This is a genomic window from Stutzerimonas stutzeri (assembly GCF_000590475.1).
Lineage (GTDB): Bacteria > Pseudomonadota > Gammaproteobacteria > Pseudomonadales > Pseudomonadaceae > Stutzerimonas > Stutzerimonas stutzeri_D.
The window spans coordinates 1,203,887-1,229,533 of sequence record NZ_CP007441.1 but is presented as its reverse complement, the minus strand read 5'-3'; the positions used below and the strand labels follow the sequence as shown (position 1 = coordinate 1,229,533).

The window sequence follows — 25,647 nt, the reverse complement described above, 5'->3', positions numbered from 1 at the left end:
ATGAAAGCACTACGTTCAATCACCGCCGGTTTGATGCTCAGCGGTCTGTCCGGTCTGACCCTGGCCGCCGGCAACCCGCTCAGCGTGCATGTGCTCAATCTGGAAAACGGCCTGCCGTCACCGGACGTCCGCGTCACGCTGGAACAACGTCAGGGTGACGCGTGGAAATCACTTAACAGCGGCGAGACCAACGCTCAAGGTCGGATCACTGCGCTGTATCCCGAAGGCAAGACACTGGAGAAAGGCACCTACCGCGTCACCTTCATGACCGGCGATTGGTTCGCCGCGCAGAAGGCCAGCTCCTTTTTCCCGGAGGTTCCGGTGATCTTCGAAGCCAATGGCAGCGTCGAGCACTATCACATCCCGCTGCTACTAAGCCCCTACGGCTTCTCCACCTACCGCGGCAACTAATCCGCTCAGCGCACTTCCCAGTAGCCCGGTGCGTTGTAGATGCCCTTCAGATAGTCGATGAAGAAACGCACCTTGGCCGGTAGATAGCGCTGCTGCGGGTACACGGCCTGGATGTCGTAGGCCGGGAGCGCGAACTCGTCGAGCACCGTCACCAGCTCGCCGCGCTTGAGTTCGGCCTGGATTTCCCAGGTCGAGCGCCAGCCGATGCCGATGCCCTGCTTGACCCAGTCGAACAACAGCTCGCCATCGTTGCAGTCGAGGTTGCCCGAGACCCGTACCGCCACTTGCTTGCCGTCGCGCAGAAAGGTCCAGCCACGCTGCTGCCCGCCCTGCAGGTTGAAGGCCAGGCAATTGTGTCGCGTCAGGTCTTCCAAGGTGCGCGGCACGCCCTGCCGCTCGAAGTAATAAGGTGCGCCACAGACCACGCGGCGATTGGGAAACAGCTTGATGGCGACGTAGTTGGGATCGGTTACCTCACCAATGCGAATGCCCATGTCATAGCCGTGGCGGACCAGGTCGACAACGCTGTCGGTGAAATTGAAGGACAGCTGCAGGTCGGGGTAGCGCGCTTGGAACGCCGGTGCATGCGGCCCGATATGGCGCCGCCCGAACGCAGCCGGGGCCGAAATCACTAAGTGCCCACGCACCGAGGTGCGGTCGTGGCTGATGCTGGCGTCCGCCTCATCAAAATCCTTGAGCAGTCCTCGCGCGCGCTCCAGGTACTGCTCGCCCAGGTCGGTCAATGCCAGCCCGCGCGTGGACCGATGCATCAGCTTTACGCCCAGGTGCCGCTCCAGCGCATCGAGCCGGCGGCCCATGACCACGGGCGTAACGCCTTCCTTCAGGGCAGCGGCCGCAAAGCTGCCGTTTTCGGCGACCAAGACGAAGCTTTGCAATGTGGTGTAGCGATCCATTCGATACTCCTGATATCGACAGAACTAAAGTTTCGACCAATTCCTCCTTTCGTTCCAGCGCTGCATGCTTGGGCCACGTATAAAAACTATCGAGTCAAAGTCAGGAGGAATGATCCATGGCCCGAATGAGAGCAATCGACGCTGCAGTAGCGGTGTTGCGCAAAGAAGGCATCGATACCGCCTTCGGCATCCCCGGTGCCGCGATCAACCCGCTGTATTCCGCCCTGCGCGCTGACGGCAGCATCCGCCACATCCTGGCGCGCCACGTTGAAGGCGCGTCGCACATGGCCGAAGGCTACACCCGCACCAAGGCCGGCAATATCGGCGTGTGCATCGGCACCTCCGGCCCTGCCGGCACTGACATGATCACCGGCCTCTACTCTGCCTGGGCTGATTCCATCCCGATTCTCTGCATCACCGGCCAGGCACCGCGTGCGCGTCTGTACAAAGAAGATTTCCAGGCCGTGGACATCGAGTCCATCGCCAAGCCGGTTACCAAGTGGGCAGTAACCGTACGCGAGCCGGCACTGGTGCCGCGCGTATTCCAGCAAGCCTTCCACGTGATGCGCTCCGGTCGTCCTGGCCCCGTATTGATCGACTTGCCATTCGACGTGCAGATGGCGGAGATCGAGTTCGACGTTGAAACCTACGAGCCGCTCTCAGTCTACAAGCCGGCTGCTACTCGTAAGCAAGTCGAGAAAGCCATCGACATGCTCTGCGCCGCCGAGCGTCCACTGATCGTTGCCGGCGGTGGTATCTACAACGCTGGCGCGGAAGCCTTGCTGGTTGAGTTTGCCGAGACCGTTGGTGTGCCGGTAATCCCGACCCTGATGGGCTGGGGTTCGATCCCCGATGACCATCCGCTGATGGCGGGCATGTGCGGCCTGCAGACCAGCCACCGCTACGGCAACGCGAACATGCTGGCCTCCGACTTCGTGCTCGGCATCGGCAACCGTTGGGCCAACCGCCACACCGGTTCAGTCGAGGTCTACACCAAGGACCGCAAATTCGTACACGTCGATATCGAACCGACCCAGATTGGTCGGGTGTTCTCGCCGGACTTCGGTATCACGTCCGACGCCGGTGCCGCGTTGGAGCTGTTCGTTGAAGTCGCCAAGGAACGCAAAGCGGCTGGCAAGTTGCCAGATCGCAACGCCTGGGCCGCCGATTGCCAGGAGCGCAAGCGCACCCTGCTGCGCAAGACGCACTTCGACTCGGTGCCGATGAAGCCGCAGCGCGTTTACCAGTGCATGAACAACGCGTTCGGCAAGGATGCCTGCTACGTCAGCACCATTGGCCTGTCGCAGATCGCCGCCGCGCAGTTCCTGCACGTCTACAAGCCGCGCCACTGGATCAACTGTGGTCAGGCCGGCCCGCTCGGTTGGACCATCCCGGCAGCGCTCGGTGTGGTTGCGGCGGACCCGACTCGCAAGGTGGTGGCGCTCTCGGGCGACTACGACTTCCAATTCATGATCGAGGAATTGGCCGTGGGTGCGCAGTTCAAGCTGCCCTACATCCACATTCTGGTGAACAACGCCTACCTGGGCCTGATTCGCCAGGCGCAGCGCGGCTTTGAGATGGATTACTGCGTGCAGCTGGGCTTCGAGAACATCAATGCCGAGCAGCAGGGCATGGAAGGTTACGGCGTCGACCACGTCGCGGTGGTCGAGGGTCTGGGCTGCAAGGCGATCCGCGTGTTCAAGCAGGAAGAACTGCAACCGGCGATCGAACAGGCCCAAGCGTGGATGGCCGAGCACCAGGTACCGGTCGTGATTGAAGTGATCCTGGAACGCGTGACCAACATCGCCATGGGCACCGAAATCGACGCCATCAACGAATTCGAGCCGTTGGCCGAAGGCCGTGAAGACGCACCGACCGCGGTCGCGCTGCTGGATTGACGCACACCGAGCACGACTTGCCAGAAACGCGTGGAAGACGCTTCGCGTCCTTCCACCCTACGCACCGGCCAGCACGGAGCAACCGTAGGGTGGGATATCGCGAAGCATATCCACCGCATGCAGCACCACGGTGGTCATCGCACCACCGCAACGCGACACATAAATGTCCCTACAGACAGAAGGAAAACACACCATGCCCCGCTTTGCCGCCAACCTGTCCATGCTGTTTACCGAGATGGACTTTCTCGACCGCTTCGCCGCCGCTGCCGAAGCCGGTTTCAGCGGTGTCGAATACCTCTTCCCTTACGACTACCCGGCCGAGGAGATCAAGGCACGGCTGGACGCCAACGGTCTGACCCAGGTGCTGTTCAACCTGCCAGCCGGCGACTGGGCCAACGGCGACCGCGGCGTGGCCTGCGATCCAGCCCGGGTCGAGGAATTCCGTGCCGGTGTCGACCAGGCGATCGCTTACGCCAAGGTGCTGGGCAATACCCAGATCAACTGCCTGGCGGGCATCGCGCCGAAGGGCGCTGACCTGGGCAAGCTGGAAATGACCTTCATCGAGAACCTGCGCTATGCGGCGAAGAAGCTCGAAGCCGAGGGCATCCGCCTGATCATGGAAATGATCAACACCCGCGACATCCCGCGCTTCTTCCTCAACAACACCTCGCAGGCGTTGGAGATTCGCGACAAGGTCGGTAGCACCAACCTTTTCCTGCAGTACGACATCTACCACATGCAGATCATGGAAGGAGACCTGGCGCGGACCATCGAAAACAACCTGGCGCTGATCAACCACGTGCAGCTGGCTGACAACCCCGGCCGCAACGAACCGGGCACCGGCGAGATCAACTACCGGTTCCTGTTCGAACATCTGGACCGCATCGGTTACCAGGGCTGGGTCGGCTGCGAGTACAAGCCGGCCACCACCACCGCTGCCGGCCTCGGCTGGATGAAAGCGCATAACGCCATCTGACACGACGCGCCCTAGAAGAAATACTGAGGAGAACACTCATGGCTAAGATTGGATTTATCGGTACCGGCATCATGGGCCTGCCCATGGCTCAGAACCTGCAGAAAGCCGGCCACAACATTTTCGTTCCCACCCACCATGACCCGGCACCGGCCGCGCTCATCGAAGGTGGCGCAGTCGCCCTGGCCAACCCGAAGGAAGTGGCCCAGGAAGTTGAATTCATCATCGTCATGGTGCCGGACACCCCACATGTCGAAGATGTGCTGTTCCGCGAGAACGGTATCGCCGAAGGCGTAGGCCCGAACAAGCTGGTGATCGACATGAGCTCGATCTCTCCCAGCGCCACCAAGCAGTTCGCCGAGAAGATCAACGCCACTGGTGCCCGTTACCTCGACGCCCCTGTGTCTGGCGGTGAAGTCGGCGCCAAAGCGGCGTCCCTGTCGATCATGGTCGGCGGAAGCGAGGAAAGTTTCGCCCGCGCCCTGCCGTTGTTCCAGGCCATGGGCAAGAACATCACCCTGGTCGGAGAGAACGGTGACGGCCAGACGGCCAAGGTCGCCAACCAGATCATCGTTGCGCTGAACATTCAGGCGGTGGGTGAAGCCCTGCTGTTCGCCGCGAAGAACGGTGCTGATCCGGCCCGCGTCCGTGAGGCACTCATGGGCGGTTTCGCCGGCTCGAAAATTCTCGAAGTGCACGGCGAGCGCATGATCAAGGGCACCTTCGACCCGGGCTTCCGCATCAGCCTGCATCAGAAGGACCTGAACCTGGCGTTGGCCGGTGCACGCGAGCTGGGCCTGAATTTGCCTAACACCGCCAACGCCCAGCAGGTGTTCAGCACCTGCGCGGCGATCGGTGGCAGCGGCTGGGACCACTCGGCATTGATCAAGGGCCTGGAGCACATGGCCAACTTTTCGATCCGCAAGAACTGATCGCGAAGCAACCGGGTTGAGTTGAGCCGCGCCGGCCGTCGTTGGACCCAGACAGCAACGCCGGCTGGCGCTGCGCTCAACGCCACTCATAAGTAGAGCCGACCGCCGTACGGGTGCTTGGAATCACAGTCCCCACGACGTAATGCCCGTTCAGCACCTGCTTTACTTGCCGCCCTCGGGCGGCACCCCTTTCGATCCGCTCGGCAGAAGGAGTCACGGCCCGACTGCCGGGTGGGTCGATTCCAAACCTTAGGGCTTGCCTTTTTACTTGCATAACCGAGCCCTAAGGTCTGGAATCGGCCCCAGACCCCAATAGAAGGAGCAGTACATGAGCCTCGATCCGCAAGCTTTGCTGCGCGAGCTGTTCTCCGCCGCCATCGACGCCGCCCATCCGCGCCAGGTGCTGGCCGACCATCTGCCTGCCGATCGCAGCGGGCGCGCCATCGTTATCGGTGCCGGTAAGGCGGCTGCGGCCATGGCTGAAGCCATCGAAGCGGCCTGGGAAGGTGAACTGTCCGGCCTGGTGGTGACGCGTTACGGTCATGGCGCCGACTGCCGCAAGATCGAGGTGGTCGAAGCGGCACACCCGGTGCCCGACGATGCCGGCGAGCGCGTCGCGCGCCGCGTGCTTGAGATGGTCAGCAACCTTGAGGAAAGCGACCGGGTGATCTTCCTCCTCTCCGGCGGCGGTTCGTCGCTGTTGGCGCTGCCGGCCGAGGGCATCAGCCTCGCTGACAAACAGGCGATCAACAAGGCGCTGCTGCGTTCCGGCGCCCATATCGGCGAGATGAACTGCGTCCGCAAGCACCTCTCGGCGATCAAGGGCGGCCGTCTGGCCAAGGCCTGCTGGCCGGCCAGCGTCTATACCTATGCAATTTCCGACGTGCCCGGTGACGAAGCCACGGTAATCGCCTCCGGGCCGACCGTGGCGGACCCGACCACTTCGGCCCAGGCGCTGGCGATCCTGGCGCGCTACAACATCGATATTCCCGAAAACGTTCGCGCCTGGCTGGAAGATCCCCGCTCGGAAACCGTCAAAGCAGACGACCCATGCCTGTCACGCAGCCATTTCCAGCTGGTCGCCAAACCGCAGCAATCGCTCGATGCGGCGGCCGAGAAAGCCCGCGCCGCCGGCGTCACGCCGCTGATTCTCGGCGACCTGGAAGGCGAATCGCGGGAAGTGGCCAAGGTCCATGGCGGCATCGCCCGCCAGGTTGTTCTGCATGGCCAGCCGATCGCCCCACCTTGCGTGATCCTGTCCGGCGGCGAAACCACGGTGACGGTACGCGGTAACGGTCGCGGCGGACGCAATGCGGAATTCCTCCTGAGCCTTACGGAAAACCTGCAAGGCCTGCCCAACGTTTACGCACTCGCCGGTGACACCGACGGCATCGACGGCTCGGAAGACAATGCCGGCGCGCTGATGACCCCGGACAGCTTCGCCCGCGCCGAAGCCCTCGGGCTGAAAGCAGCCGACGAGTTGGCCAATAACAACGGCTATGGCTATTTCGAGGCGCTCGATGCGCTGCTGATGACCGGGCCGACGCGCACCAACGTCAACGACTTCCGCGCCATCCTGATCCTGCCGTCGCCCCGCTAGTGGGCGGCTGCGGCGCACGCCGGTTACACGCGTCTGTTACACGCGTTTCATAAAAACAACTGCCGATAGAGCCTGCCATGACACCCGACAAGAAGGTCAAGATCCTCGCCACCCTGGGCCCTGCGACCCGTAGCATCGATGATGTGCGCGAGCTGGTGGAGAACGGGGTCAATCTGTTCCGCCTCAATTTCAGCCACGGAGAGCACGCCGATCATGCCGAACGCTTCGCCTGGATCCGTGAAGTGGAACGCCAGCTGAACCAACCGATTGGCATCCTCATGGACCTGCAGGGCCCGAAGCTGCGCGTCGGTCGTTTTGCCGAGGGCAAGGTGCAGTTAACGCGCGGCCAGACGCTTCGCCTCGACCTCGACCCGACACCGGGCGACAGTACGCGGGTCAATCTACCGCACCCGGAGATCATCGACGCGCTGCAGCCGGGCATGAGCCTGCTAGTGGATGATGGCCGCCTGCGCCTGACGGTAATTGCCAAGCACGCCGATGCCATCGACACCCGGGTGATCGCCGGCGGCGAGCTATCCGACCGCAAGGGCGTCAACGTGCCCGAAGCGGTACTGGAGCTGAGCCCGCTGACCGAAAAAGATCGCCGCGACCTGACTTTCGGCCTGGAACTGGGGGTCGATTGGGTGGCACTGTCATTCGTTCAGCGCCCGCAGGACATCCACGAGGCCCGCGAGCTGATTGGCAATCGCGCCTTCCTAATGGCCAAGATCGAGAAGCCGTCAGCCGTGCAGCATCTGCGCGAAATCGCGCGGCTCTGCGACGCCATCATGGTGGCGCGTGGCGACCTGGGTGTCGAAGTGCCCGCGGAAAATGTCCCGCGCATCCAGAAGAACATCGTCCGTACCTGCCGCCAGCTCGGACGGCCCGTGGTGGTCGCCACGCAGATGCTCGAGTCAATGCGTTTCTCCCCTGCTCCGACCCGTGCCGAAGTCACGGACGTGGCAAACGCCGTGGCCGAAGGTGCCGACGCGGTGATGCTCTCGGCGGAAACCGCGTCCGGCGATTACCCGCTCGAAGCGGTGAGCATGATGAGCAAAATCATTCGTCAGGTGGAAAGCGGCCCTGATTTCCAGGCCCAGCTCGACGTGCACCGGCCCAACGCCGAAGCCACGCTGCCCGATGCCATCAGCTGCGCCATCCGCCGTATCAGCGGCATTCTGCCAGTCGCCGTGTTGGTAAATTACACCGAGTCCGGGCGCTCGAGCCTGCGCGCCTCGCGCGAGCGGCCGAGCACACCGATCCTCAGCCTGACGCCCAATGTGGCGACAGCACGCAAGCTGACCGTAGCCTGGGGCGTCTATTCAGTAATCGACGCGCCGATGCAAGACATGGAACACGTCTGCCTGAATGCTCTGGATATCGCTCGCGCACAGGGCATGGCCGGCACCGGCGATACAGTGGTGATCACTGCCGGTGTGCCGCTGGGCCAGTCCGGCACGACCAACTCGCTACGGATCGAGACGCTCAACTAACCGCCTGCCCTCGCCTGCATCTGCCATGCAGGCGAGGCGCCAGCCGACGCCCAACCACCCGTTTCTCACCTAGACATCCCACTATGGGTCGCACTTACCTGCCGTCTGCATCGCATGCGCTGCTCAACGGCGTCAGCCAGATTTTCCTGCAGGCGAATCCGGTCTGCGGGTTGCTGATACTTGTCACGATCAGCCTTTACGCGCCTTCGCTTCTCCTCGGCAGTCTGCTTGGTCTGCTCAGCGGAACCTTTACTGCCCGATGCCTGGGCTACGAACGCCACGATATCGAGAGCGGACTCTACGGCTACAACTCGACATTGCTGGGACTGCTTATCACCCTTGTGCTGGGCCCATCGGCGCTGGCGCTGCTGCTGGTGGCCCTGGCCGGCGCGCTCTCGAGTCTTTTGCAGAAACGCTTGCTGCGAACCATGCGCGAGCACGGCGGGCCGGCAGTGTTCACCCTGGCTTTTGTGCTGTTCGGCTGGCTGGTCCTGGCCGTGGCCGGCATGCTCGACTCGGTCGCCGAAGCCCGGGGGTACGGATCCAGCCTGGACGGCTGGAGCGCCATTGGCGCCATGGCGAGCGGCATGGGTCAGGTGATGTTTCTTGGCGAGCCCGCGGCAGGGCTTTGCCTGCTACTGGCCGTATTGATCGCCGATCGGCGCGCCGGGCTGTGGGCCCTCTGCGGCTCGGCCATCGGGGTGTATTGCGCGCTGCTGACTGGCGTAACGGAATCGCAGGCGCTGGCGGGTTTGGCCGGCTATAACCCGGCGCTGGCAGCGCTGGCGCTAAGCCAGGTGCACCGCTCTGCATTGATGCCAGCGCTGGGCATCGCGCTGGCCATCGTCTGCAAGCTGGTCTTCGATCAGTGGGGTATGCCCGCCCTGACCATGCCTTTTATCCTCTCGTGCTGGATCGTGGCGCTGGGAACGCGGCTGACCCAGCGCCGCGTTTATATCCAACCCGCCTGAGTTCAGCCCTTGGTCGCGCGTGGGTCTTGGTCACGCGGATAGGTTCGTTCCTCTTCGATCTGGCCATCTTGGGTATGGATTTTCACCGAGGCGGTACGCAGTTTCATGTAGTCGCGCGTCTCGTTGATGATGTCGTCCTTGGTCGTGGCTTCGAGCAGCGCTCGCTTGTCACCTTCTTCGCGCAATACCCAACGGTCGCCGTCGTGTGTGATGTGGTAGTTCTCCATGCTTGCCTCCATAAGCTTGCTAATCGTCTGGTCCAAGCTATAGAACACCCGCGCGCCTAGCGGTTCGGTTAATGGCATGGGCTAACTATAAAAAGGTATTTATAACCAAGCAGGGTTTTAAATACCCTTTACGCAACGGTTTAAATTACCCGCCCCGCTGCGTAAGCCCTTGATTGCAATCAGTTCTGGCCTGGAACGGTTATTGAAAGGGACTGCACAACCTGTCCGTGCGGCGTAGTGATTACGCAACCATTTAAGAGACAGGCTTCCCAATCATCTGGAGCCTATCCATGCTTTGCGCTGAACAACGTGCCCTGATCAAAGCCACCGTCCCGTTGCTGGAAACCGGTGGCGAAGCGCTCACCCAGCACTTCTACAAAGTGATGCTGGCCGAACACCCCGAAGTCCGCCCCCTGTTCAACCAGGCGCACCAGGCCAGCGGCGACCAGCCACGCGCGTTGGCCAATGGCGTGCTGATGTATGCCAAGCATATCGATCGCCTGGACCAGCTCGGCGGGCTTGTCTCCCAGGTCGTCAACAAGCATGTCGCCCTACAGGTATTGCCGGAGCACTACCCTATTGTCGGTTCCTGCCTGCTGAGGGCGATTCGCGAGGTGCTCGGCGAAGAGATCGCCACCGATGAAGTGATCGATGCCTGGGCCGCCGCCTATGGCCAGCTCGCCGACATCCTCATCGGCACCGAAGAACAGCTGTACAGCGCCACGGCGGATGCCCCTGGCGGCTGGCGCGGCGCGCGTACCTTCCGAATCGCCCGCAAAGTGGTCGAGAGCGCAGAGATCGTCTCGTTCTACCTGGAACCGGAAGATGGCGGTGCAGTCTTCACCCACAAGCCCGGCCAGTACATCGGTCTGCGCCTTCAGGTGGACGGCCAGGAGATTCGCCGCAACTACTCGCTCTCCGCCGCCAGCAACGGCCGCGACTACCGCATCAGCGTCAAGCGCGAGCCAGGCGGCGTGGCGTCCAACGCCTTGCATCGCATGGAGGAAGGACAAAGCCTCGAGCTGTTTGCGCCCGCTGGCGAGTTCACCCTGCAGCCCAGCGACAAGCCGCTGGTGCTCATTAGCGGTGGCGTGGGGATCACCCCGACACTGGCGATGCTCGAGGAAGCCATCACCACTGACCGACCGATCCACTTCATTCATTGCGCTCGCAACGCCGCCAGCCACGCCTTCCGCCAAACGATCGACGCAATGGCCGAGCGGCACGGACATCTCAAGCGCTTCTACTGCTATGACGAACATCAGGGTGACGATAATCATCCGGACGCCATCGGTCTGATGACCGAAGAACGGTTGGATGACTGGCTGCCAGCCGACCGCGACCTGGACGCCTATTTCCTCGGTCCCAAACCCTTCATGGCGGCAATTCGCCGGCAACTGCGGGCGCTTGGTGTCCCGGAACAACAAACCCGCTTTGAGTTCTTTGGGCCGGCTTCGGCGCTGGAGTGAATCCGGATGGGCCGGCGTACCGCTGGCCCGCCAACCAGACCATCGTCAGGAGGTAATTCCGATGACACTACAGCCCTATGACCCGCACCGTCTGCTCGTTATCGCCAATCTCTCCATGACGATCGGCCTGGTATTGCTACTGTCCGGCGTCGCTGGCGCTTACCTCTTCGATCGCCATTTGGCGCTCGGCGCCGTGATTGCCTGCCATGCGCTGGTGATTCTCGGCCCTACCGCGCTCAAGATCGGCTACGTGATGCGCCTGGTCGCACAGCGTCAACTGATACTGGCGGCATGAAATCAATATGACGGCACAAGTTAGAAGAACTTGCACTAATAATGGCATCACCGTTTCGCTTAACTTTACGCTCGGCATAGTTCGAATTAGCCACGACAACCATTCGTCTGCCGCTTGTTCATAAATGGAAACTCCTAAGGCAAAACCGGGCTCTGAAACTATGAAGGCTGATGAGTTTTATTGGCCCTTTAGCGTCTCTATCCATTGAGGAGAAAAAGACATGCCAAACAAGAACCCCGGCAACTTTGCCAACGATCGCGAAAAAGCCTCGGAAGCTGGCAAGAAAGGCGGCCACAATAGCGGCGGAAACTTCGCCAACGACCGTGAAAAGGCCTCGGAAGCAGGCCGTAAAGGTGGGCAGAACAGCCACGGCGGTGGACGCAATAGCAATAGCTGACTGTCTCGCCATAAAAAGGCAAAGGTTAAATCCTTTGCCTTTTTTTGTTTAACTTTTTTATTTCAAGCATTAGCTAAGATTTAACTGAATGCTTTTATTGCGACAATAAACCGACACATAAAATTACGACCCAATCCGCAACTTGATTGAAGTTTGAAATAGAGATATCACCAAGAGGAAGCTTAGACATGGGCGACGCAAAAAATGGAGCCCCGCCAAATAACCCGGGTGATGAAGCCGCTCCAGACACACCCGGGACTGGCGAAAATATCTGCCCCGTATGCAAAGGCAGCGGTCGGAATGAATCCGGAGAATGCCAAAACTGCGGTGGCACCGGTAAGGTGATCGAAGGGATCGGAGGAGCCTGATGCCAACCCGCCGCCTCTGGAGCAGCCTATGAGCGTCAGCATTTTTTCCGACCGTATCGTTCAAAGCCTGCTGGACACCGATTACTACAAGCTGACGATGATGCAGGCGGTACTGCATCACTATCCCAACGCCGAAGTCGAATGGGCCTTCCGCAGCCGCTCTGTAGAAGATCTGGCACCTTATCTGGACGACATCCGACAGCAAATCGAAGCGCTCGCCGAGCTTAAATTCAGCCAGGATGAGCTCGCATTCCTCGATGAAATCCCCTACATGCAGCCGGATTTCATTCGCTTTCTCGGGCTGTTTCGCTTCGATCTGCGCTACGTGAGGGTCGAGCTCGAAGCCGGTGAACTGGTGGTTTACCTGCGCGGGCCGTGGCTGCATGTGATTCTGTTCGAGGTACCGCTGCTGGCGATCATCAGCGAGGTGCGGAACAGGGCACGCTATCCGCACGTGATCCTCGAACAAGCCGAGACACGGCTAGACGAAAAGCTCCAATGGCTGCGCGCCGAAGCCACCGCCGAAGAGTTGGCAGGATTCAAGCTCGCCGACTTCGGTACCCGCCGACGCTTTTCCTTTGCGGTGCAGGCGATGGTTGTCGAACGACTGAAGGAGGGTTTTCCCGGTCGCTTCGTCGGCACCAGCAATGTCCATCTGGCCCGGATGCACGATCTCAGACCCATGGGCACCATGGCGCATGAGTGGATCATGGCGCATCAGCAATTGGGTCCCAGGCTCGTCGACAGTCAGAGTGCGGCATTGGATTGCTGGGCTCGCGAATACCGCGGCGCGTTGGGCATCGCCATTACCGATTGCATCACCATGGACGCCTTCACCGCCGACTTCGATCTGTACCTGGCAAAGCTCTTCGACGGGCTACGCCACGATTCAGGAGATCCCATCGAGTGGGCAGAAAAGGCCATCGCCCACTATCATCGCCTCGGCATCGACCCGATGACCCGGCAGTTGGTGTTTTCCGATGGTCTCGATTTGCCCCGGGCCCTTGGCATCTATCGCGCACTCGCAGGGCGCAGCAACACCAGTTTCGGCATCGGCACCCAGCTGACCTGCGATATACCAGGCGTCGAGCCGACCAACATGGTGATCAAGATGACCAGCTGCAACGGCCAGCCCGTGGCAAAGATCTCCGACTCTGCGGGCAAGACCATGTGCCGCGACGAGGCCTTCGTCGCCTATCTCAAGCATGTGTTTTCGGTAGCTGGCTAAGCCGCGCTCATTTCGTGGAACTGGGCCAATCGGGCTCGGCCACACCATCCGTCTCGAATCAGAGCCGGTGGCGCCCTGTGGTTTTCGCCACATACAGCGGGAAGAGCTGGCCTGCAAAGTCTTTACCGCGCAAGCTCAAACTACGTCCGGACGCAGAGGCAGTAATCCCTAAGAGGGATCAGGCGGCTGCAAAGAATGACGCTTTAGAGCGCTTATGTCAGATAACCGCCGGTATTAGCTTGAGTTGCGGAGCTATCAGCCTCCGACTGCCAAATAACAATAATTAGGAGTTATCTCCGTGCAGAACACGCTCAAACCCCTTGCACTCGCCCTGCTGCTGGCCGGGACCTCAGTCGCAGCCCATGCGCAAACCAGCCCCTATAGCCAATTCGTCAATTTTGGCGACTCGCTTAGCGATGCCGGCAACTTCCCGGATACGGGCAGCCCTTTGCTGGGTGGAAACCCGACAGGCGGCCTGCGCTTCACCAACCGCACCGGCCCGAACTACACAGCCGATAACAGCGAATATGCGGGCCAAGTTGTTACCCAGGTACTCGCCAACCGCCTGGGCCTGCAATCCCTGCCCTCCACGCCGCTGCTACCAGCACTGCTGACGGGCAACTCGGACGGTACCAACTATGCCGTGGGGGGTTACCTTACGGAGCAGATTCTTGATTCGCTCACCCTTACCTCGGTCGTTGATACAGGAACTGGACTCTCTCGGAGCCGCGCTGGGTATCTCATAGAGAACCCGCAAGTCGACCCGAACGGCTTGTACTACCTCAACGGCGGCGCCAACGATATTTTCCAGCTCGTCCGAAGCGGCCCGTTCACAGCCGAACAGGCAGCCGACACGACATCACAGGCTGCAAAAAATATGGTCGAGGCAGTCGGCGCGCTACAGGCTGCCGGTGCCCGCTACATCGTTATCTCCGACCTGCCCGATGTTGGCGAAACGCCTTTGGGCAATAGCCTGCCGGGTTTCGGTACCATACTGAACGGCCTGAGCGACGCCTTTAATGCCGCGCTCGCGGCAGGCCTTCAGGCGCAGGGCGGCAACTATGTACTGCTGAACAACCGCCTGCTGCTCTCGGAAGTGCGGGCCGATCTCGCCCGTTACGGATTCGACCCGACGATCGACCAGACCGCGGTCTGCTTCAGCGGCGATGACTGCACCAGCGACCCGACCTACGGCCTGACGGACCTTACCCTCAACACCAATGCGAACGCCGACCCGAGCCGTCTGCTGTTCAACGATGGCGTGCATCCGACCACCGCGGTCCATCAGATCAGCGCCGACTATATCTACTCGATTCTTTCGGCACCGGCAGAAATATCCCTGCTACCTGAAATGGGCCGCTCGGCCCTACGCAACCACCTGCAGATGCTCGATAACGAACTGGCTGCGCAACGCGGTAATTGGCAGTCGACTGGGTCCTGGCGCACTTTCGTGCAGGGCGGTTACAACCGGCCGGAATACGACGGGTTCGGTGGCGGAGACGGCGACAGCCCGACCCTGGCGATCGGCGTGACCAACCGGATCAACGACAGCTGGCTGGCGGGACTCAGCCTGGGCCTGGCGCAAAACACTCTGACCGTCGGTGAAGACGATTCTGACTACGACATGCGCAGCTATCTGGCCAGTGCGTTTGCCAGCTATCAGCAGGACCGTTTCTTCGCGGATTTCAACGTCAGCGCCGGTTACCTGGATTACGACGATTTGAAGCGCACCTTTGCCTTGGGCGTAGCGGAACGTTCTGAAAAAGGCAGTACCGAGGGTGTGCTCTGGGGCGTATCGGCCAAGACCGGCTTCAACCTGATGCAGATCGGCGATCCGCTGCAATTCGGCCCCTTCGTCGGTGCCAGCTATCAGAAGGTTGAGGTGGATGGTTACAGCGAGGATGGTGCCAGCGCGACTGCCTTGAGCTACGAGGACCAGGAACTCGAGTCGCTGCGTCTATCGGTCGGCCTGTTCGGAAACTATGCCCTCACGCAGCGCACCCGCCTATTTGCCGAAGTTGCCCGTGAAGTGGAGCGAGAGGATGACCAGCGTGAAGACTTGCGCATGTCGTTGAACAGCGTGGAGAACAATACCTTCGAACTACCAGGCGCCACGCCCACCGGCAGTCAGACTCGCTTTAGCGTGGGGGTTGCACACCAGCTGACCACAGGGCTGAGCCTGCGCGCCAACTACAACTACCAGGGCAACGACAACCGCAATCAGGGAATTGGCGTGTCCCTCGCGCTGGACCTGTAAACCGCTACTCCTCGTTTGGCTGATTTGCCCAGCCGCTGCGCTCATGCACAGCGGCTTTTTTTCCGTAACGCTAGCGTCGGTCGATCTGCTGCTGCAGGTTGGCGATCTGCCCTTGCAAACCATTGATGGTGCGAGTCACCTGCGCGCGGAACGAATCGAACTCCGACGTATTGACGCTAGGCTTGGCTGCCGGACGGTTATCCAATTCGCTGCGCAGAACCAGCACATCCTGCTCGAGCCGGCTGATTGCCTGGCTGTCGCCGCCTCGCTGTTTCAGCGCGGCAATTTCTTTGCTCAGTTCGTCGACCCGAGCAGGCAGCTTGTCCAACCCACCGACCTGGGCGGATAGCGTACTCAGGTCATCCACCGAAACTTTCAGACCTGCCACCGACGACTTGATCGCCGCTTGTTCACTGGCAAGGCTCTTGATTGTCTCGGTGAGCGTTGCGGTGGTGGATTGATGGCCACGCACGTCAGTGGCGACGCGCTCGATGCGTATGCCCTGCTCATCCAGGCGTTGATCCTGATTACCCTGTTTGCCGGTCAGGCTCTGCTGCTGGGTCGTGATCGCTCGCTGCTGCTCGGCCAGATCCAGCGCCTGCTTTTCCAACTGCTTGATACGCAGTTTCAAAGCTTCACCTTCGGTGGTCACGCTGGATTCCGTCGCCACGATCTTTCCGGAAATGTCCTGCAGTTGGCCGGTGGCGTCTTCACTGATACGCGCAAAACTTTCCTGGGTGGCCACCAATTGCGCCTCGAGTCTGGAGACCTGCTGCAGATTCCACCAGCCCAGCGCTACCAGCGAGGCAAACAGCGCGACGATCATGATCCACAGCGGCGCGGTGCTGACCGCGCGACGTTTTTGCCTCGGCCGCGCGTCGTCCAGATCGCGCTCCAACGGCTTGCTGATCGGCTCGAGCTCCGGCGCAGGATAGGGGTTGCGGTCACGTCCGGCGGTCAGGCTGGGTACGTGGTCCAGTTCGTCGTGAGCATCGTTGCGCATGGAGTACCTTTAATGGCGCGAAGCGAGAAACAACGCGCAGTATAACGATTCGACCGAGTCACATCAGCGGCATCGTTTGTCATAAGTTGCACCTTCAACAGGCGTATCACGCTGCGGCGGCTCAAGATCGTGCAGTCCGGGCGCAGCGGGTATTTCGAAAACGCCGGCACTTCGTGCTTGCGCCGACGATTCAATCATTGCAAAAGCCCAGCCACGCCTGGCCTCGGCATAATTCCTTCAGTGCCACAGGGGCAATATTGAGAACTGGTACGCCTGTTGCTTCGTCAGTCATGCCAGTGGATAGCGCTTTCCGACACGGATGTCGGGCCAAGGATTCGGATGACGACATGATCAGGAGACGAATTATCATGGAGTTCAACAAGGCTGTGCTGGATTGCATGCAACATCTGCGACGCCGGCTGCGCGAAGAGCAACAACTGGATATTCGCCTGAGCCAGCCTGACGCCATTCAGGCGATGTTGATCGCCTGTCTCTGCTCCGGTGACGAAACGACTCGCGATCTCGGCAAGCAGTTGGCGACCTACAGTGATATGCCTCCACCCGTTGTGACGAAGCCGTCATCGCCCGAGAGCCATGGCCGATATGAACCATCGGTGCGCATCTATCGCGGCCAGCGTGTCATGAGTTGAAAGCGCTCAACCGACGAGCCACTGCCTCACCGAGCGCGTCAGCTGCTGAGTGAGTTCGGCGAGCAACGCGCCGCCATTGCGCCAGTGGTGCCAGTAAAGCGGCACATCGATGGGCATGCCCCGGAACACATCGACCAATACGCCGCTGGCGAGTTCCCCGCGCACCTGAAGTTCAGGCACCATCCCCCAACCGAGATCGCTCGTAAGCAAGCGAACGAAGCCCTCGGATGACGGACACAGGTGATGGCTGAAGGCACCGGTCAGCCCCAGCGAAGCCAGATAGCGATGCTGCAACTGATCATCGGGACCGAATACGATCGCCGGCGCCCGCAGCAGCGCGTCTGCCGACGCGCCATCCCCAAGATGTCGGGCAACGAATGCCGGACTGGCCACTGCGCGATAGCGCATGGCACCGAGAAACTGACTGCGAGCGCCCGCCAAGGGCCGGTCCACCGCGCACACGCACGCCGCCACTTCCCCTGCTCGCATACGCTTGAGTCCCACGTCCTGATCTTCCAGCACATGGTCAAGCACCACGCCGTGTGCCGTACAGAACGGCGCCACCGCATCAGCCCACCAGGTCGAAAGGCTGTCTGCATTGAGGGCGATGCGCAGCCGCTCCGGTAATCGCCCTTCAGCCAACGCCGGCACCTGGCCCTGGAGGTCACGCTCCAGCAGTCGCACCTGCTGCACATGATTAAGCAGACGTCGGCCAATTTCGGTCGGCTGGGGCGGCGAGGCGCGCAACAGGACCGGCTGTCCAAGTCGCGCCTCCAGCAGCTTGATACGTTGTGACACTGCCGATTGCGAAAGCCCTAGCGCCTGGGCGGCTCGATCGAACCCGGCCTGCTCGACCACTGCCGCCAGCGCCAATAGGAGCTTGTAATCGAACATCAGAACTCCTTATGCACCATTACGATATTTCGTTTTCCTTATAATTCACCAGCACCGAGACTGCGAGCATTCTTTAAATTGCAAACAGGCAGCGCGCTATGTGGCAGAGCTACTTCAACGGCCTTTTGGTCACGGCAGGCCTGATCATCGCGCTCGGTGCCCAGAACGCCTTTGTGCTGGCGCAGAGCTTGCGCCGTGAACATCATTTGCCCGTCGCGGCCCTTTGTATCCTCTGCGATATTCTTCTGGTCAGCGCGGGGGTTTTCGGGCTCGCGGCGGTGCTGGCGCAAAGCCCTTTACTGCTGCAAATCACGCGCTGGGGAGGCGTGGCATTTCTGCTGTTTTACGGCACCATCGCATTGCGCCGCGCGGCACGCCCGCAAGCGCTGCAAGCGGATGCCCAGCGTCGCCCGCGGTCATTGCAGAACGTTCTGCTCGCCGCGCTGGCTGTCACCCTGCTCAACCCACACGTCTACCTCGACACGGTGTTGCTGATTGGCTCGCTCGGTGCTCAACAGCCTGAGCCAGGCGCCTATACGCTGGGCGCCGCGAGCGCGTCGACCTTGTGGTTTCTACTGCTCGCCCTTGGCGGTGCGTGGCTTGCGCCTTGGCTCGCTCGACCGCTGACCTGGCGGCTGATCGATCTGAGTGTGGCGGGGATGATGTTTTTCGTCGCCGCGCAGCTGGTTGTCCTCGCCTGAGGAACACCGCCGGCTACCGGAGGTCCACGCAGAGGGCTTCAGGCATAGATATGTCCTGCATAAGCCTCAACCAAATGGCTCTGGCCTCAGCTTTTCCACACAGTTGGCGCGTGGTTTTGCCACAGGGTGGGTGCTATGATCCTTGGTTCGCGGGCATGGAGTGGAACGCTTCAGCCCGCTATTACGGCCGCCCGTGAACGGCCGAAGAATGCGCACGCATGTAGCGAGCGAAGGGAAAGACAGGCGTAAACGGATGAACATCAGTGCAGTAGTTTGCTCCGTTCCGCGAGGCGCTGGTAACCGGCGCAGACTGCCTCCTTCCGAGCCGCATCTATTCTCGACACCTGAGCAGGAGATATACCATGGCTTTCGAATTGCCGCCGCTTCCGTTTGAAAAAACCGCCCTCGAGCCGCACATTTCCGCCGAGACCTTCGAATATCACCACGGCAAGCACCATCAGGCCTACGTGACCAACCTGAACAACCTGATCCCGGGCACCGAGTTCGAAGGCAAGGATCTGGAAACCATCATCAAGACCTCGTCTGGTGGCATCTTCAACAATGCCGCCCAGGTCTGGAACCACACCTTCTTCTGGAACTGCATGGCGCCGAACGCCGGTGGCCAGCCGACCGGCGCCCTGGCTGATGCCATCAACGCCTCCTTCGGCTCTTTCGACAAGTTCAAGGAAGAGTTCACCAAAACCGCCATCGGCACCTTCGGTTCCGGTTGGGCCTGGCTGGTGAAGAAGGCCGACGGCAGCGTCGGTCTGGCGAGCACCATTGGCGCCGGCAACCCGATGACCGCTGGCGACAAGCCGCTGCTGACCTGCGACGTCTGGGAACACGCCTATTACATCGACTACCGCAATGCGCGGCCGAAGTTTGTCGAAGCGTTCTGGAACGTCGTTAACTGGGACTTCGTCGCGAAGAACTTCGCTGGCTGAGTCGCCTGGCTTGCTACACGGGACGGCTCGCCCGCCCCGTGACGCTCGCAACCGAAATGCCCGTATCCCAGTGATGCGGGCATTTTCGTTTCTGCAGTACGGAAACGCGTCTTCCTTGGGTCAACCAGACCCCACAGCGGCGCAGCTGGATTTCTGCCACCTTGAGCAGCCTTGTACGCTGCAAACTCAGCGGCAAACAGCTCACTGACAGCCGCCGCGATAGGCTGCGCCGTTGCTAAACGGAACAGCGAGCCGACCCCTGAAACGACAATGCGGGCAGCAGCGTCAGCCACTATCCGCGTCGATGGTTCGGTCGGACAACCCTGAAGGGTTACGCCTTAGGCAGTGTCACGCCCCGCTGGCCCTGGTACTTGCCACCGCGATCACGGTAAGACGTCTCGCATTCTTCATCCGACTCCAGAAACAGCATTTGCGCCACGCCCTCGTTGGCATAGATCTTTGCCGGCAGCGTGGTGGTGTTGGAGAACTCCAGGGTGACATGGCCTTCCCACTCCGGCTCCAGCGGCGTCACGTTGACGATGATGCCGCAACGGGCGTAGGTGCTTTTACCCAGGCATATGGTCAGCACGTTGCGCGGAATGCGGAAGTATTCGACGGTACGCGCCAGGGCAAACGAGTTCGGCGGGATGATGCAGACGTCGCTCTTGATGTCGACGAAACTCTTCTCGTCAAAATTCTTCGGGTCGACAATCGCCGAATTGATGTTGGTGAAAATCTTGAATTCGTCCGCGCAGCGCACGTCGTAGCCATAGCTGGACACGCCGTAGGAGATCAGGCGCTCGCTACCCTCAGTGCGCACCTGGCGCTCGACGTAGGGCTCGATCATGCCGTGCTCCTGGGCCATCCGGCGAATCCACTTGTCCGATTTGATGCTCATGGCGGGCGTCCTGATTTGGCTGGTGGGCATTGAATAAAGGCGTGCATCTTACCGAGGCGACGGAGTCGGTTCAAAGGCCTCGACCCGGGACCTTGCGCCGCATCTCTGACGCTTTGGCCGGAAACTGAAAATAATGCTCGCTTTGCGACAGAAATGCGGTATCTTTCGTTGGCTGCTGCTGCATGTGTCACCGTGAATCGCTACATGTTTAGATTTCGATCCGATCATTGATACGACTCCTTTAACTCCTTGCACACAGTCACCGTTCGGGGTATTTGCCCGTTCACATCATCTCTACATCGTTCAAGGAGACATTCAAATGTCCAATCGCCAAACCGGTACCGTTAAGTGGTTCAATGATGAAAAAGGCTTCGGCTTCATCACTCCGCAATCCGGTGACGACCTCTTCGTACACTTCCGCGCCATCCAAGGCGACGGTTTCAAGAGCCTGAAAGAAGGCCAGCAAGTTTCCTTCGTCGCTACTCGCGGCCAGAAGGGCATGCAAGCTGAGGAAGTTCAGGTTATCTAACCTGAAGCTTCGCTGCTGAAAAAAGCTCCGCCTCGGCGGGGCTTTTTTTATGCCTGCTATTTACTGACCGACAATACGCGCCGCTGGGTTGGCTTGTAGGAGCGAACGAGTTCGCCCAGAACACCAACCCGCCAACTGGCGACGCAAGCGCCGCCACGCCCCAAATCAATCGTCGGTCACCACAATGTTTGGCATCGACTGCGCAATGATCTGGCCGCTCTGAGAAATCCGCGCGCCCACGCTACGCGCCATCTGCTGGTAGATCATGGCGATCTGGCTTTCCGGGTCGGCAATAGCTGTTGGCTTGCCGGCATCGGCCTGCGTACGGATCGCCATCGACAGCGGCAAGGAAGCCAGCAACTCTACGTTGTACTGCGCCGCCAGCTTCTCACCACCACCCTCACCGAACAGATGCTCGGCATGACCACAGTTGGAGCAGATATGGATCGCCATATTCTCTACCACCCCAAGCACCGGAATGTTCACCTTGCGGAACATCTCGACGCCCTTCTTGGCGTCCAACAGCGCGAGATCCTGTGGCGTCGTGACGATAACCGCGCCAACCACCGGCACCTTCTGCGCCAGCGTCAACTGGATATCGCCGGTGCCCGGCGGCATGTCCACGACGAGATAGTCCAGATCATTCCACGCCGTCTGGGTAATCAATTGCAGTAGGGCACCGGATACCATCGGCCCGCGCCAGACCATAGGCGTCTTGTCGTCGGAGAGAAACGCCATGGACATGATCTGCACGCCGTGCGCTTCCAGCGGGATAAAGGCTTTGTTGTCGCGAATTTCTGGTCGCGTGCCTTCAGGGATACCGAACATGATGCCCTGACTTGGTCCGTAGATATCCGCATCCAGCACACCCACGCGTGCGCCTTCGCGGGCCAGCGCCAGCGCCAGGTTTGCCGCCGTGGTGGACTTACCCACGCCGCCCTTGCCGGAAGCCACCGCAATGATGTTCTTCACATTGCCCAGCGACTCGAGCTGGTCCTGGGCCTTGTGCGACTTGATCACACAGTCGACCTGTACAATGGCGCGCGCCACGCCTTCGAGCTGCTCGATGGCCATGGCCAGCATCTGCGCCCATCCGCTGCGAAACAGCCCGGCGGCGTAGCCCAGTTCAATCTGCACGCTAACGTGATCGCCCTGAACATCGATGGAACGCACGCAACCGGCAGTGACCGGGTCCTGGTTCAGGTTAGGGTCGGTGTACTGACGCAGTACGGCTTCCACAGCTTCGCGTGTGACGGTCATGATTACTCCCAGAAGAACCGAGTGAAACAAACGTGATGGTATCAGTAGACACGCTTCAGACAACGCAGACCGAGTTGGGTCACAACTGGAAAAGAAGCATATAACCCTGCTGTGCCGCTCTATTCATCGCCAGCGTGCGGTGCTCGTATCAATGCCTGGTTCCATCAGGCCAGACCGACTCCATTTGCTTTTGCTCCCGCTTACGGCTTCAAGCTTGTAGCTGCTTCCCTTATAGTTACCGACTCACTTCGCAATCCCGACTGCAGATTTCCCAATGTCCGAAGCTCGCCAGATCCTCGTTACCAGTGCCCTGCCCTACGCCAACGGTTCGATCCACCTTGGCCACATGCTCGAGTACATCCAAACGGACATGTGGGTGCGCTTTCAGAAATTGCGCGGCAACCAGTGCATCTATGTCTGCGCCGACGATGCGCACGGCTCGGCCATCATGCTGCGCGCCGAAAAGGAAGGCATCACCGCCGAGCAGCTGATCGCTAACGTCCAAGCCGAACACAGCGCCGACTTCGCCGACTTCCTGGTGAATTTCGACAATTTCTATTCGACCCACTCCGAAGAAAACCGCGAACTGTCGGAAATGATTTACAGCCGTCTACGCGACGCCGGACATATCGCCACGCGCTCCGTGACCCAGTATTTCGATCCCGAGAAAGGCATGTTCCTCGCGGACCGCTTCATCAAGGGCACTTGCCCGAAGTGTGGTGCAGAGGACCAGTACGGCGACAATTGCGAAAAGTGCGGCGCGACCTACGAACCCACCGAACTGAAAGATCCGCGCTCGGCCATTTCCGGCGCAACGCCCGTGCTGCGCGACTCCAAGCACTTCTTCTTCAAGCTGCCCGACTTCGAGGCGATGCTGAAAGAATGGACCCGCAGCGGCAGCCTGCAGGACTCGGTGGCGAACAAGATCGCCGAGTGGCTCGATGCGGGCCTGCACGAATGGGACATTTCCCGCGACGCGCCCTACTTCGGCTTCGAAATTCCGGGCGAGCCCGGCAAGTACTTCTACGTCTGGCTGGATGCGCCGATCGGCTACATGGCCAGCTTCAAGAACCTCTGCGCACGTCGCCCGGAACTGGACTTCGATGCCTTTTGGAAGAAGGATTCGACCACCGAGCTGTACCACTTCATCGGTAAAGACATCATCAACTTCCACACCCTGTTCTGGCCGGCCATGCTCGAAGGCGCGGGCCTGCGCAAGCCAACCGCCGTTGCGGTGCACGGCTACCTGACAGTGAACGGTCAGAAAATGTCCAAGTCCCGGGGCACCTTTATCAAGGCGCGCACCTACCTCGAACACCTGAACCCCGAATATCTGCGCTACTACTACGCCGCCAAGCTCGGCCGCGGCGTCGACGATCTCGACCTGAACCTCGAAGACTTCGTACAGAAGGTCAACTCCGACCTCGTCGGCAAAGTCGTCAACATCGCCAGCCGCTGCGCCGGCTTCATTCACAAGGGCAACGCGGGACTGCTGGTAGCGGATAACGCCGCTCCCGAGCTGACCGATGCCTTCCTTGCAGCGGCCCCGTCGATTGCCGAGGCTTACGAAAACCGAGATTTCGCCCGCGCGATGCGCGAAATCATGGGGCTGGCTGATCGCGCCAACGCCTGGATCGCTGACAAGGCGCCCTGGGTGTTGAACAAGCAGGAAGGCAAGCAGGCCGAAGTCCAGGCGATCTGCGCCACGGGTATCAATCTGTTCCGCCAGCTGGTGATCTTCCTCAAGCCGGTACTGCCGAATCTGGCAGCGGACGCTGAGCGCTTCCTCAATGTCGAGCCGCTGACCTGGAACGACCACGCCGAGCTTCTAAGCAACCATCAGCTGAACGCCTTCACACCACTGCTGACCCGTATCGAGCCCGCGAAAATCGAAGCCATGATCGAATCATCCAAAGAAGACCTCGCCTCCACCGAAGCTACCGCCCAGCCGAGCGGCAATGGAGAGCTGACTAAAGAGCCCATCGCCGCGGAAATCGCCTTCGACGCCTTTGCGGCAGTCGACCTGCGCATCGCGCTGATCGAGAAGTGCGAGTTCGTCGAAGGCGCCGACAAGCTGCTGCGCCTGACCCTCGACATCGGCGATGCCAAGCGCAACGTGTTCTCCGGCATCAAAAGCGCCTACCCGGACCCGAGCAAGCTGGAAGGCCGCCTGACCCTCTACGTCGCGAACCTCGCCGCGCGCAAGATGAAGTTCGGCGTCTCCGAAGGTATGGTGCTGGCCGCCGGCCCTGGCGGTGAAGAGATCTACCTGCTCAGCCCGGACAGCGGTGCCAAGCCAGGTCAGCGCGTCAAGTAAGGCTGTGGCAGTGCGGGAGCCGTGTGCAACGCCGGTCTCCCGCTTCGTTTCCCAATGACCGCTCCACAAATGCGCAGCCACTGCCTGGAGGCGGTTATGACTCACACGCTTAATCCCAGTACATGCCCGGTCTGCGGCGAACCTAATCAATGCGGTCTCAGCAACCCGGCTACCGCAACGCAGCCCTGCTGGTGCTTCAGCGCCGAAATTGCTCCCGAAGCTCGTGAACGGGTTCCGGACGACGCGCTAAACAAAGCCTGCATTTGCCCGCGCTGCGCTCGCGGCGAGCTGCCTGCAAAACTCTGATGCGCCTCGACCGCTTCCTTGCCAAGTTGCCCCATTGCAGCCATCGCCAAGCGCGCCTGCTGCTGGCGTCCGGTCGTGCTGCGGTGAATGGAGAGACAGTTTGCGACGGCACACATGAGGTCCGCGTCTTCGACCGTATCGAGTTGGACGGCGACGTACTGCAGGCAGGCAAGCCCGCGCGCTTCTTTATGCTCAACAAACCGGCCGGCTGCGTCAGCGCCACCGCCGACCCGCAACACCCCACAGTGCTGGATCTGCTGAACGAGCCGGACAAGGACGAATTGCACATCGCCGGGCGACTGGACTTCAACACCACCGGGCTGATGATCATCACCAACGACGGCCTCTGGTCCCGCCGCCTGACCCAACCGGAAAGCCTGCTGGGCAAAACCTATCTCGTGGAAACTGAAGACCTCATCGACCCTAGCTGCGTCGACCGCTTCGCCCAAGGCCTCTACTTTCGCTTCGAGAACCTCACCACCCTCCCCGCCGAGCTCGAACTGCTCGATGCGCGAAAGGCACGCCTGACCCTACACGAAGGCCGCTACCATCAGGTCAAACGGATGTTCGGCCACTTCAACAACAAGGTCACCGCCCTGCACCGCGAACGCATGGGCCCGCTGCTGCTCGACCCTGCCCTCTCCCCCGGCCAGTACCGCCACCTGACGCAGGAAGAAATCGAGCAGATCTGAGCCATTCGCCCGATGCGGCC

The 25,647-nt window shown here is 60.6% G+C and carries 25 protein-coding genes; 19 read left to right on the top strand and 6 right to left on the bottom strand.

Annotated features, from left to right (window positions below; all coding sequences use genetic code 11):
- Entirely contained in the window at positions 1-411 is a 411-nt protein-coding gene (gene uraH, locus CH92_RS05690) for a hydroxyisourate hydrolase (protein ID WP_025240813.1), read from the top strand.
- A gap of 5 nt (positions 412-416) precedes the next feature.
- Here the strand turns inward: uraH and CH92_RS05685 are convergent, their stop codons facing one another.
- Positions 417-1,325 (bottom strand): LysR family transcriptional regulator, encoded by a 909-nt coding sequence (locus tag CH92_RS05685; protein WP_025240812.1) that lies wholly within the window; start codon positions 1,323-1,325, stop codon positions 417-419.
- Positions 1,326-1,441: 116 nt separating this feature from the next.
- Between CH92_RS05685 and gcl the strand changes: the two genes are divergently transcribed.
- The 6 genes from gcl (at position 1,442) to CH92_RS05655 (ending at position 9,192) form a co-directional block, all read left to right on the top strand.
- The gene (gcl, locus tag CH92_RS05680) at positions 1,442-3,223 is read left to right on the top strand and encodes a glyoxylate carboligase (RefSeq protein ID WP_025240811.1); all 1,782 of its coding nucleotides are present in this window, start codon (positions 1,442-1,444) and stop codon (positions 3,221-3,223) included.
- A gap of 193 nt (positions 3,224-3,416) precedes the next feature.
- On the top strand, positions 3,417-4,199 hold the full coding sequence (gene hyi / locus CH92_RS05675) for a hydroxypyruvate isomerase (protein WP_025240810.1): 783 nt from the start codon (positions 3,417-3,419) through the stop codon (positions 4,197-4,199).
- Between the two features lie 38 nt (positions 4,200-4,237).
- Complete coding sequence (locus tag CH92_RS05670) at positions 4,238-5,128, top strand: 2-hydroxy-3-oxopropionate reductase (protein WP_025240809.1); 891 nt, start codon at positions 4,238-4,240, stop codon at positions 5,126-5,128.
- Positions 5,129-5,456: 328 nt separating this feature from the next.
- Positions 5,457-6,728 (top strand): glycerate kinase type-2 family protein, encoded by a 1,272-nt coding sequence (locus tag CH92_RS05665; protein ID WP_025240808.1) that lies wholly within the window; start codon positions 5,457-5,459, stop codon positions 6,726-6,728.
- A gap of 77 nt (positions 6,729-6,805) precedes the next feature.
- Positions 6,806-8,221, top strand: coding sequence for a pyruvate kinase (gene pyk, locus CH92_RS05660; RefSeq protein WP_025240807.1), 1,416 nt, complete (start codon positions 6,806-6,808; stop codon positions 8,219-8,221).
- 83 nt (positions 8,222-8,304) lie between these two features.
- Positions 8,305-9,192: an urea transporter gene (locus CH92_RS05655; RefSeq protein ID WP_025240806.1), complete on the top strand. Its 888-nt coding sequence runs from the start codon at positions 8,305-8,307 to the stop codon at positions 9,190-9,192.
- 2 nt (positions 9,193-9,194) lie between these two features.
- Here the strand turns inward: CH92_RS05655 and CH92_RS05650 are convergent, their stop codons facing one another.
- Positions 9,195-9,419, bottom strand: coding sequence for a DUF2188 domain-containing protein (locus tag CH92_RS05650; RefSeq protein WP_025240805.1), 225 nt, complete (start codon positions 9,417-9,419; stop codon positions 9,195-9,197).
- A gap of 290 nt (positions 9,420-9,709) precedes the next feature.
- On the opposite strand from CH92_RS05650, the gene hmpA reads away from it, so the two are divergent.
- The 5 genes from hmpA (at position 9,710) to CH92_RS05625 (ending at position 15,433) form a co-directional block, all read left to right on the top strand.
- Positions 9,710-10,888 (top strand): NO-inducible flavohemoprotein, encoded by a 1,179-nt coding sequence (gene hmpA / locus CH92_RS05645; RefSeq protein WP_025240804.1) that lies wholly within the window; start codon positions 9,710-9,712, stop codon positions 10,886-10,888.
- A 61-nt stretch (positions 10,889-10,949) separates the two neighbouring features.
- Positions 10,950-11,183, top strand: a complete 234-nt coding sequence (locus CH92_RS05640) for a hypothetical protein (RefSeq protein WP_025240803.1) — start codon at positions 10,950-10,952, stop codon at positions 11,181-11,183.
- 220 nt (positions 11,184-11,403) lie between these two features.
- Positions 11,404-11,580 carry a general stress protein gene (locus CH92_RS05635; RefSeq protein ID WP_025240802.1) on the top strand — a complete coding sequence of 59 codons (177 nt, stop codon included), beginning with the start codon at positions 11,404-11,406 and terminating at the stop codon, positions 11,578-11,580.
- Between the two features lie 396 nt (positions 11,581-11,976).
- Positions 11,977-13,176, top strand: a complete 1,200-nt coding sequence (pncB, locus tag CH92_RS05630) for a nicotinate phosphoribosyltransferase (protein WP_025240801.1) — start codon at positions 11,977-11,979, stop codon at positions 13,174-13,176.
- A 298-nt stretch (positions 13,177-13,474) separates the two neighbouring features.
- The gene (locus CH92_RS05625; protein WP_025240800.1) at positions 13,475-15,433 is read left to right on the top strand and encodes an autotransporter domain-containing esterase; all 1,959 of its coding nucleotides are present in this window, start codon (positions 13,475-13,477) and stop codon (positions 15,431-15,433) included.
- Between the two features lie 70 nt (positions 15,434-15,503).
- Here CH92_RS05625 and CH92_RS05620 read toward each other — a convergent pair whose 3' ends face one another.
- Complete coding sequence (locus CH92_RS05620; protein ID WP_025240799.1) at positions 15,504-16,436, bottom strand: hypothetical protein; 933 nt, start codon at positions 16,434-16,436, stop codon at positions 15,504-15,506.
- Positions 16,437-16,804: 368 nt separating this feature from the next.
- On the opposite strand from CH92_RS05620, the gene CH92_RS05615 reads away from it, so the two are divergent.
- Positions 16,805-17,086, top strand: a complete 282-nt coding sequence (locus CH92_RS05615; protein ID WP_025240798.1) for a hypothetical protein — start codon at positions 16,805-16,807, stop codon at positions 17,084-17,086.
- Positions 17,087-17,092: 6 nt separating this feature from the next.
- Here CH92_RS05615 and CH92_RS05610 read toward each other — a convergent pair whose 3' ends face one another.
- Entirely contained in the window at positions 17,093-17,980 is an 888-nt protein-coding gene (locus tag CH92_RS05610; RefSeq protein WP_025240797.1) for a LysR family transcriptional regulator ArgP, read from the bottom strand.
- A gap of 98 nt (positions 17,981-18,078) precedes the next feature.
- Here CH92_RS05610 and CH92_RS05605 point away from each other — a divergent pair, with 98 nt between their 5' ends.
- Both CH92_RS05605 and CH92_RS05600 read left to right on the top strand, forming a co-directional pair.
- Positions 18,079-18,681, top strand: a complete 603-nt coding sequence (locus CH92_RS05605) for a LysE/ArgO family amino acid transporter (RefSeq protein WP_025240796.1) — start codon at positions 18,079-18,081, stop codon at positions 18,679-18,681.
- A gap of 362 nt (positions 18,682-19,043) precedes the next feature.
- On the top strand, positions 19,044-19,625 hold the full coding sequence (locus CH92_RS05600; protein ID WP_025240795.1) for a superoxide dismutase: 582 nt from the start codon (positions 19,044-19,046) through the stop codon (positions 19,623-19,625).
- 331 nt (positions 19,626-19,956) lie between these two features.
- Here the strand turns inward: CH92_RS05600 and dcd are convergent, their stop codons facing one another.
- Positions 19,957-20,523: a dCTP deaminase gene (gene dcd, locus CH92_RS05595; protein WP_025240794.1), complete on the bottom strand. Its 567-nt coding sequence runs from the start codon at positions 20,521-20,523 to the stop codon at positions 19,957-19,959.
- Positions 20,524-20,842: 319 nt separating this feature from the next.
- Between dcd and CH92_RS05590 the strand changes: the two genes are divergently transcribed.
- Positions 20,843-21,052 carry a cold-shock protein gene (locus CH92_RS05590; RefSeq protein ID WP_003282211.1) on the top strand — a complete coding sequence of 70 codons (210 nt, stop codon included), beginning with the start codon at positions 20,843-20,845 and terminating at the stop codon, positions 21,050-21,052.
- A 165-nt stretch (positions 21,053-21,217) separates the two neighbouring features.
- Here CH92_RS05590 and apbC read toward each other — a convergent pair whose 3' ends face one another.
- On the bottom strand, positions 21,218-22,312 hold the full coding sequence (gene apbC / locus CH92_RS05585; protein WP_025240793.1) for an iron-sulfur cluster carrier protein ApbC: 1,095 nt from the start codon (positions 22,310-22,312) through the stop codon (positions 21,218-21,220).
- Positions 22,313-22,586: 274 nt separating this feature from the next.
- Here apbC and metG point away from each other — a divergent pair, with 274 nt between their 5' ends.
- The 3 genes from metG to CH92_RS05575 are packed head-to-tail and all read left to right on the top strand — an operon-like array spanning position 22,587 to position 25,627.
- Positions 22,587-24,629, top strand: coding sequence for a methionine--tRNA ligase (gene metG, locus CH92_RS05580; RefSeq protein ID WP_025240792.1), 2,043 nt, complete (start codon positions 22,587-22,589; stop codon positions 24,627-24,629).
- Between the two features lie 54 nt (positions 24,630-24,683).
- Complete coding sequence (locus tag CH92_RS21600) at positions 24,684-24,935, top strand: cysteine-rich CWC family protein (protein ID WP_423832971.1); 252 nt, start codon at positions 24,684-24,686, stop codon at positions 24,933-24,935.
- Positions 24,935-25,627: a pseudouridine synthase gene (locus tag CH92_RS05575; protein ID WP_025240791.1), complete on the top strand. Its 693-nt coding sequence runs from the start codon at positions 24,935-24,937 to the stop codon at positions 25,625-25,627. The genes CH92_RS21600 and CH92_RS05575 overlap by 1 nt, the downstream gene beginning before the upstream one ends.
- The last annotated feature ends 20 nt before the right edge of the window (positions 25,628-25,647 follow it).

What these genes read in the sequence shown, in the direction of transcription:
- metG (WP_025240792.1), top strand. Translation starts at nt 22,587, where the DNA reads ATGTCCGAAGCTCGCCAGATCCTCGTTACCAGTGCCCTGCCCTACGCC.
- CH92_RS05605 (WP_025240796.1), top strand. Translation starts at nt 18,079, where the DNA reads ATGTGGCAGAGCTACTTCAACGGCCTTTTGGTCACGGCAGGCCTGATC.
- CH92_RS05620 (WP_025240799.1), bottom strand. Translation starts at nt 16,436, where the DNA reads ATGCGCAACGATGCTCACGACGAACTGGACCACGTACCCAGCCTGACC.
- CH92_RS05665 (WP_025240808.1), top strand. Translation starts at nt 5,457, where the DNA reads ATGAGCCTCGATCCGCAAGCTTTGCTGCGCGAGCTGTTCTCCGCCGCC.
- CH92_RS05575 (WP_025240791.1), top strand. Translation starts at nt 24,935, where the DNA reads ATGCGCCTCGACCGCTTCCTTGCCAAGTTGCCCCATTGCAGCCATCGC.
- gcl (WP_025240811.1), top strand. Translation starts at nt 1,442, where the DNA reads ATGGCCCGAATGAGAGCAATCGACGCTGCAGTAGCGGTGTTGCGCAAA.
- hyi (WP_025240810.1), top strand. Translation starts at nt 3,417, where the DNA reads ATGCCCCGCTTTGCCGCCAACCTGTCCATGCTGTTTACCGAGATGGAC.
- CH92_RS05635 (WP_025240802.1), top strand. Translation starts at nt 11,404, where the DNA reads ATGCCAAACAAGAACCCCGGCAACTTTGCCAACGATCGCGAAAAAGCC.
- CH92_RS05655 (WP_025240806.1), top strand. Translation starts at nt 8,305, where the DNA reads ATGGGTCGCACTTACCTGCCGTCTGCATCGCATGCGCTGCTCAACGGC.
- CH92_RS05650 (WP_025240805.1), bottom strand. Translation starts at nt 9,419, where the DNA reads ATGGAGAACTACCACATCACACACGACGGCGACCGTTGGGTATTGCGC.
- CH92_RS21600 (WP_423832971.1), top strand. Translation starts at nt 24,684, where the DNA reads ATGACCGCTCCACAAATGCGCAGCCACTGCCTGGAGGCGGTTATGACT.
- CH92_RS05640 (WP_025240803.1), top strand. Translation starts at nt 10,950, where the DNA reads ATGACACTACAGCCCTATGACCCGCACCGTCTGCTCGTTATCGCCAAT.
- pyk (WP_025240807.1), top strand. Translation starts at nt 6,806, where the DNA reads ATGACACCCGACAAGAAGGTCAAGATCCTCGCCACCCTGGGCCCTGCG.
- hmpA (WP_025240804.1), top strand. Translation starts at nt 9,710, where the DNA reads ATGCTTTGCGCTGAACAACGTGCCCTGATCAAAGCCACCGTCCCGTTG.
- pncB (WP_025240801.1), top strand. Translation starts at nt 11,977, where the DNA reads ATGAGCGTCAGCATTTTTTCCGACCGTATCGTTCAAAGCCTGCTGGAC.
- CH92_RS05670 (WP_025240809.1), top strand. Translation starts at nt 4,238, where the DNA reads ATGGCTAAGATTGGATTTATCGGTACCGGCATCATGGGCCTGCCCATG.
- dcd (WP_025240794.1), bottom strand. Translation starts at nt 20,523, where the DNA reads ATGAGCATCAAATCGGACAAGTGGATTCGCCGGATGGCCCAGGAGCAC.
- CH92_RS05615 (WP_025240798.1), top strand. Translation starts at nt 16,805, where the DNA reads ATGGAGTTCAACAAGGCTGTGCTGGATTGCATGCAACATCTGCGACGC.
- CH92_RS05610 (WP_025240797.1), bottom strand. Translation starts at nt 17,980, where the DNA reads ATGTTCGATTACAAGCTCCTATTGGCGCTGGCGGCAGTGGTCGAGCAG.
- apbC (WP_025240793.1), bottom strand. Translation starts at nt 22,312, where the DNA reads ATGACCGTCACACGCGAAGCTGTGGAAGCCGTACTGCGTCAGTACACC.
- uraH (WP_025240813.1), top strand. Translation starts at nt 1, where the DNA reads ATGAAAGCACTACGTTCAATCACCGCCGGTTTGATGCTCAGCGGTCTG.
- CH92_RS05600 (WP_025240795.1), top strand. Translation starts at nt 19,044, where the DNA reads ATGGCTTTCGAATTGCCGCCGCTTCCGTTTGAAAAAACCGCCCTCGAG.
- CH92_RS05590 (WP_003282211.1), top strand. Translation starts at nt 20,843, where the DNA reads ATGTCCAATCGCCAAACCGGTACCGTTAAGTGGTTCAATGATGAAAAA.
- CH92_RS05685 (WP_025240812.1), bottom strand. Translation starts at nt 1,325, where the DNA reads ATGGATCGCTACACCACATTGCAAAGCTTCGTCTTGGTCGCCGAAAAC.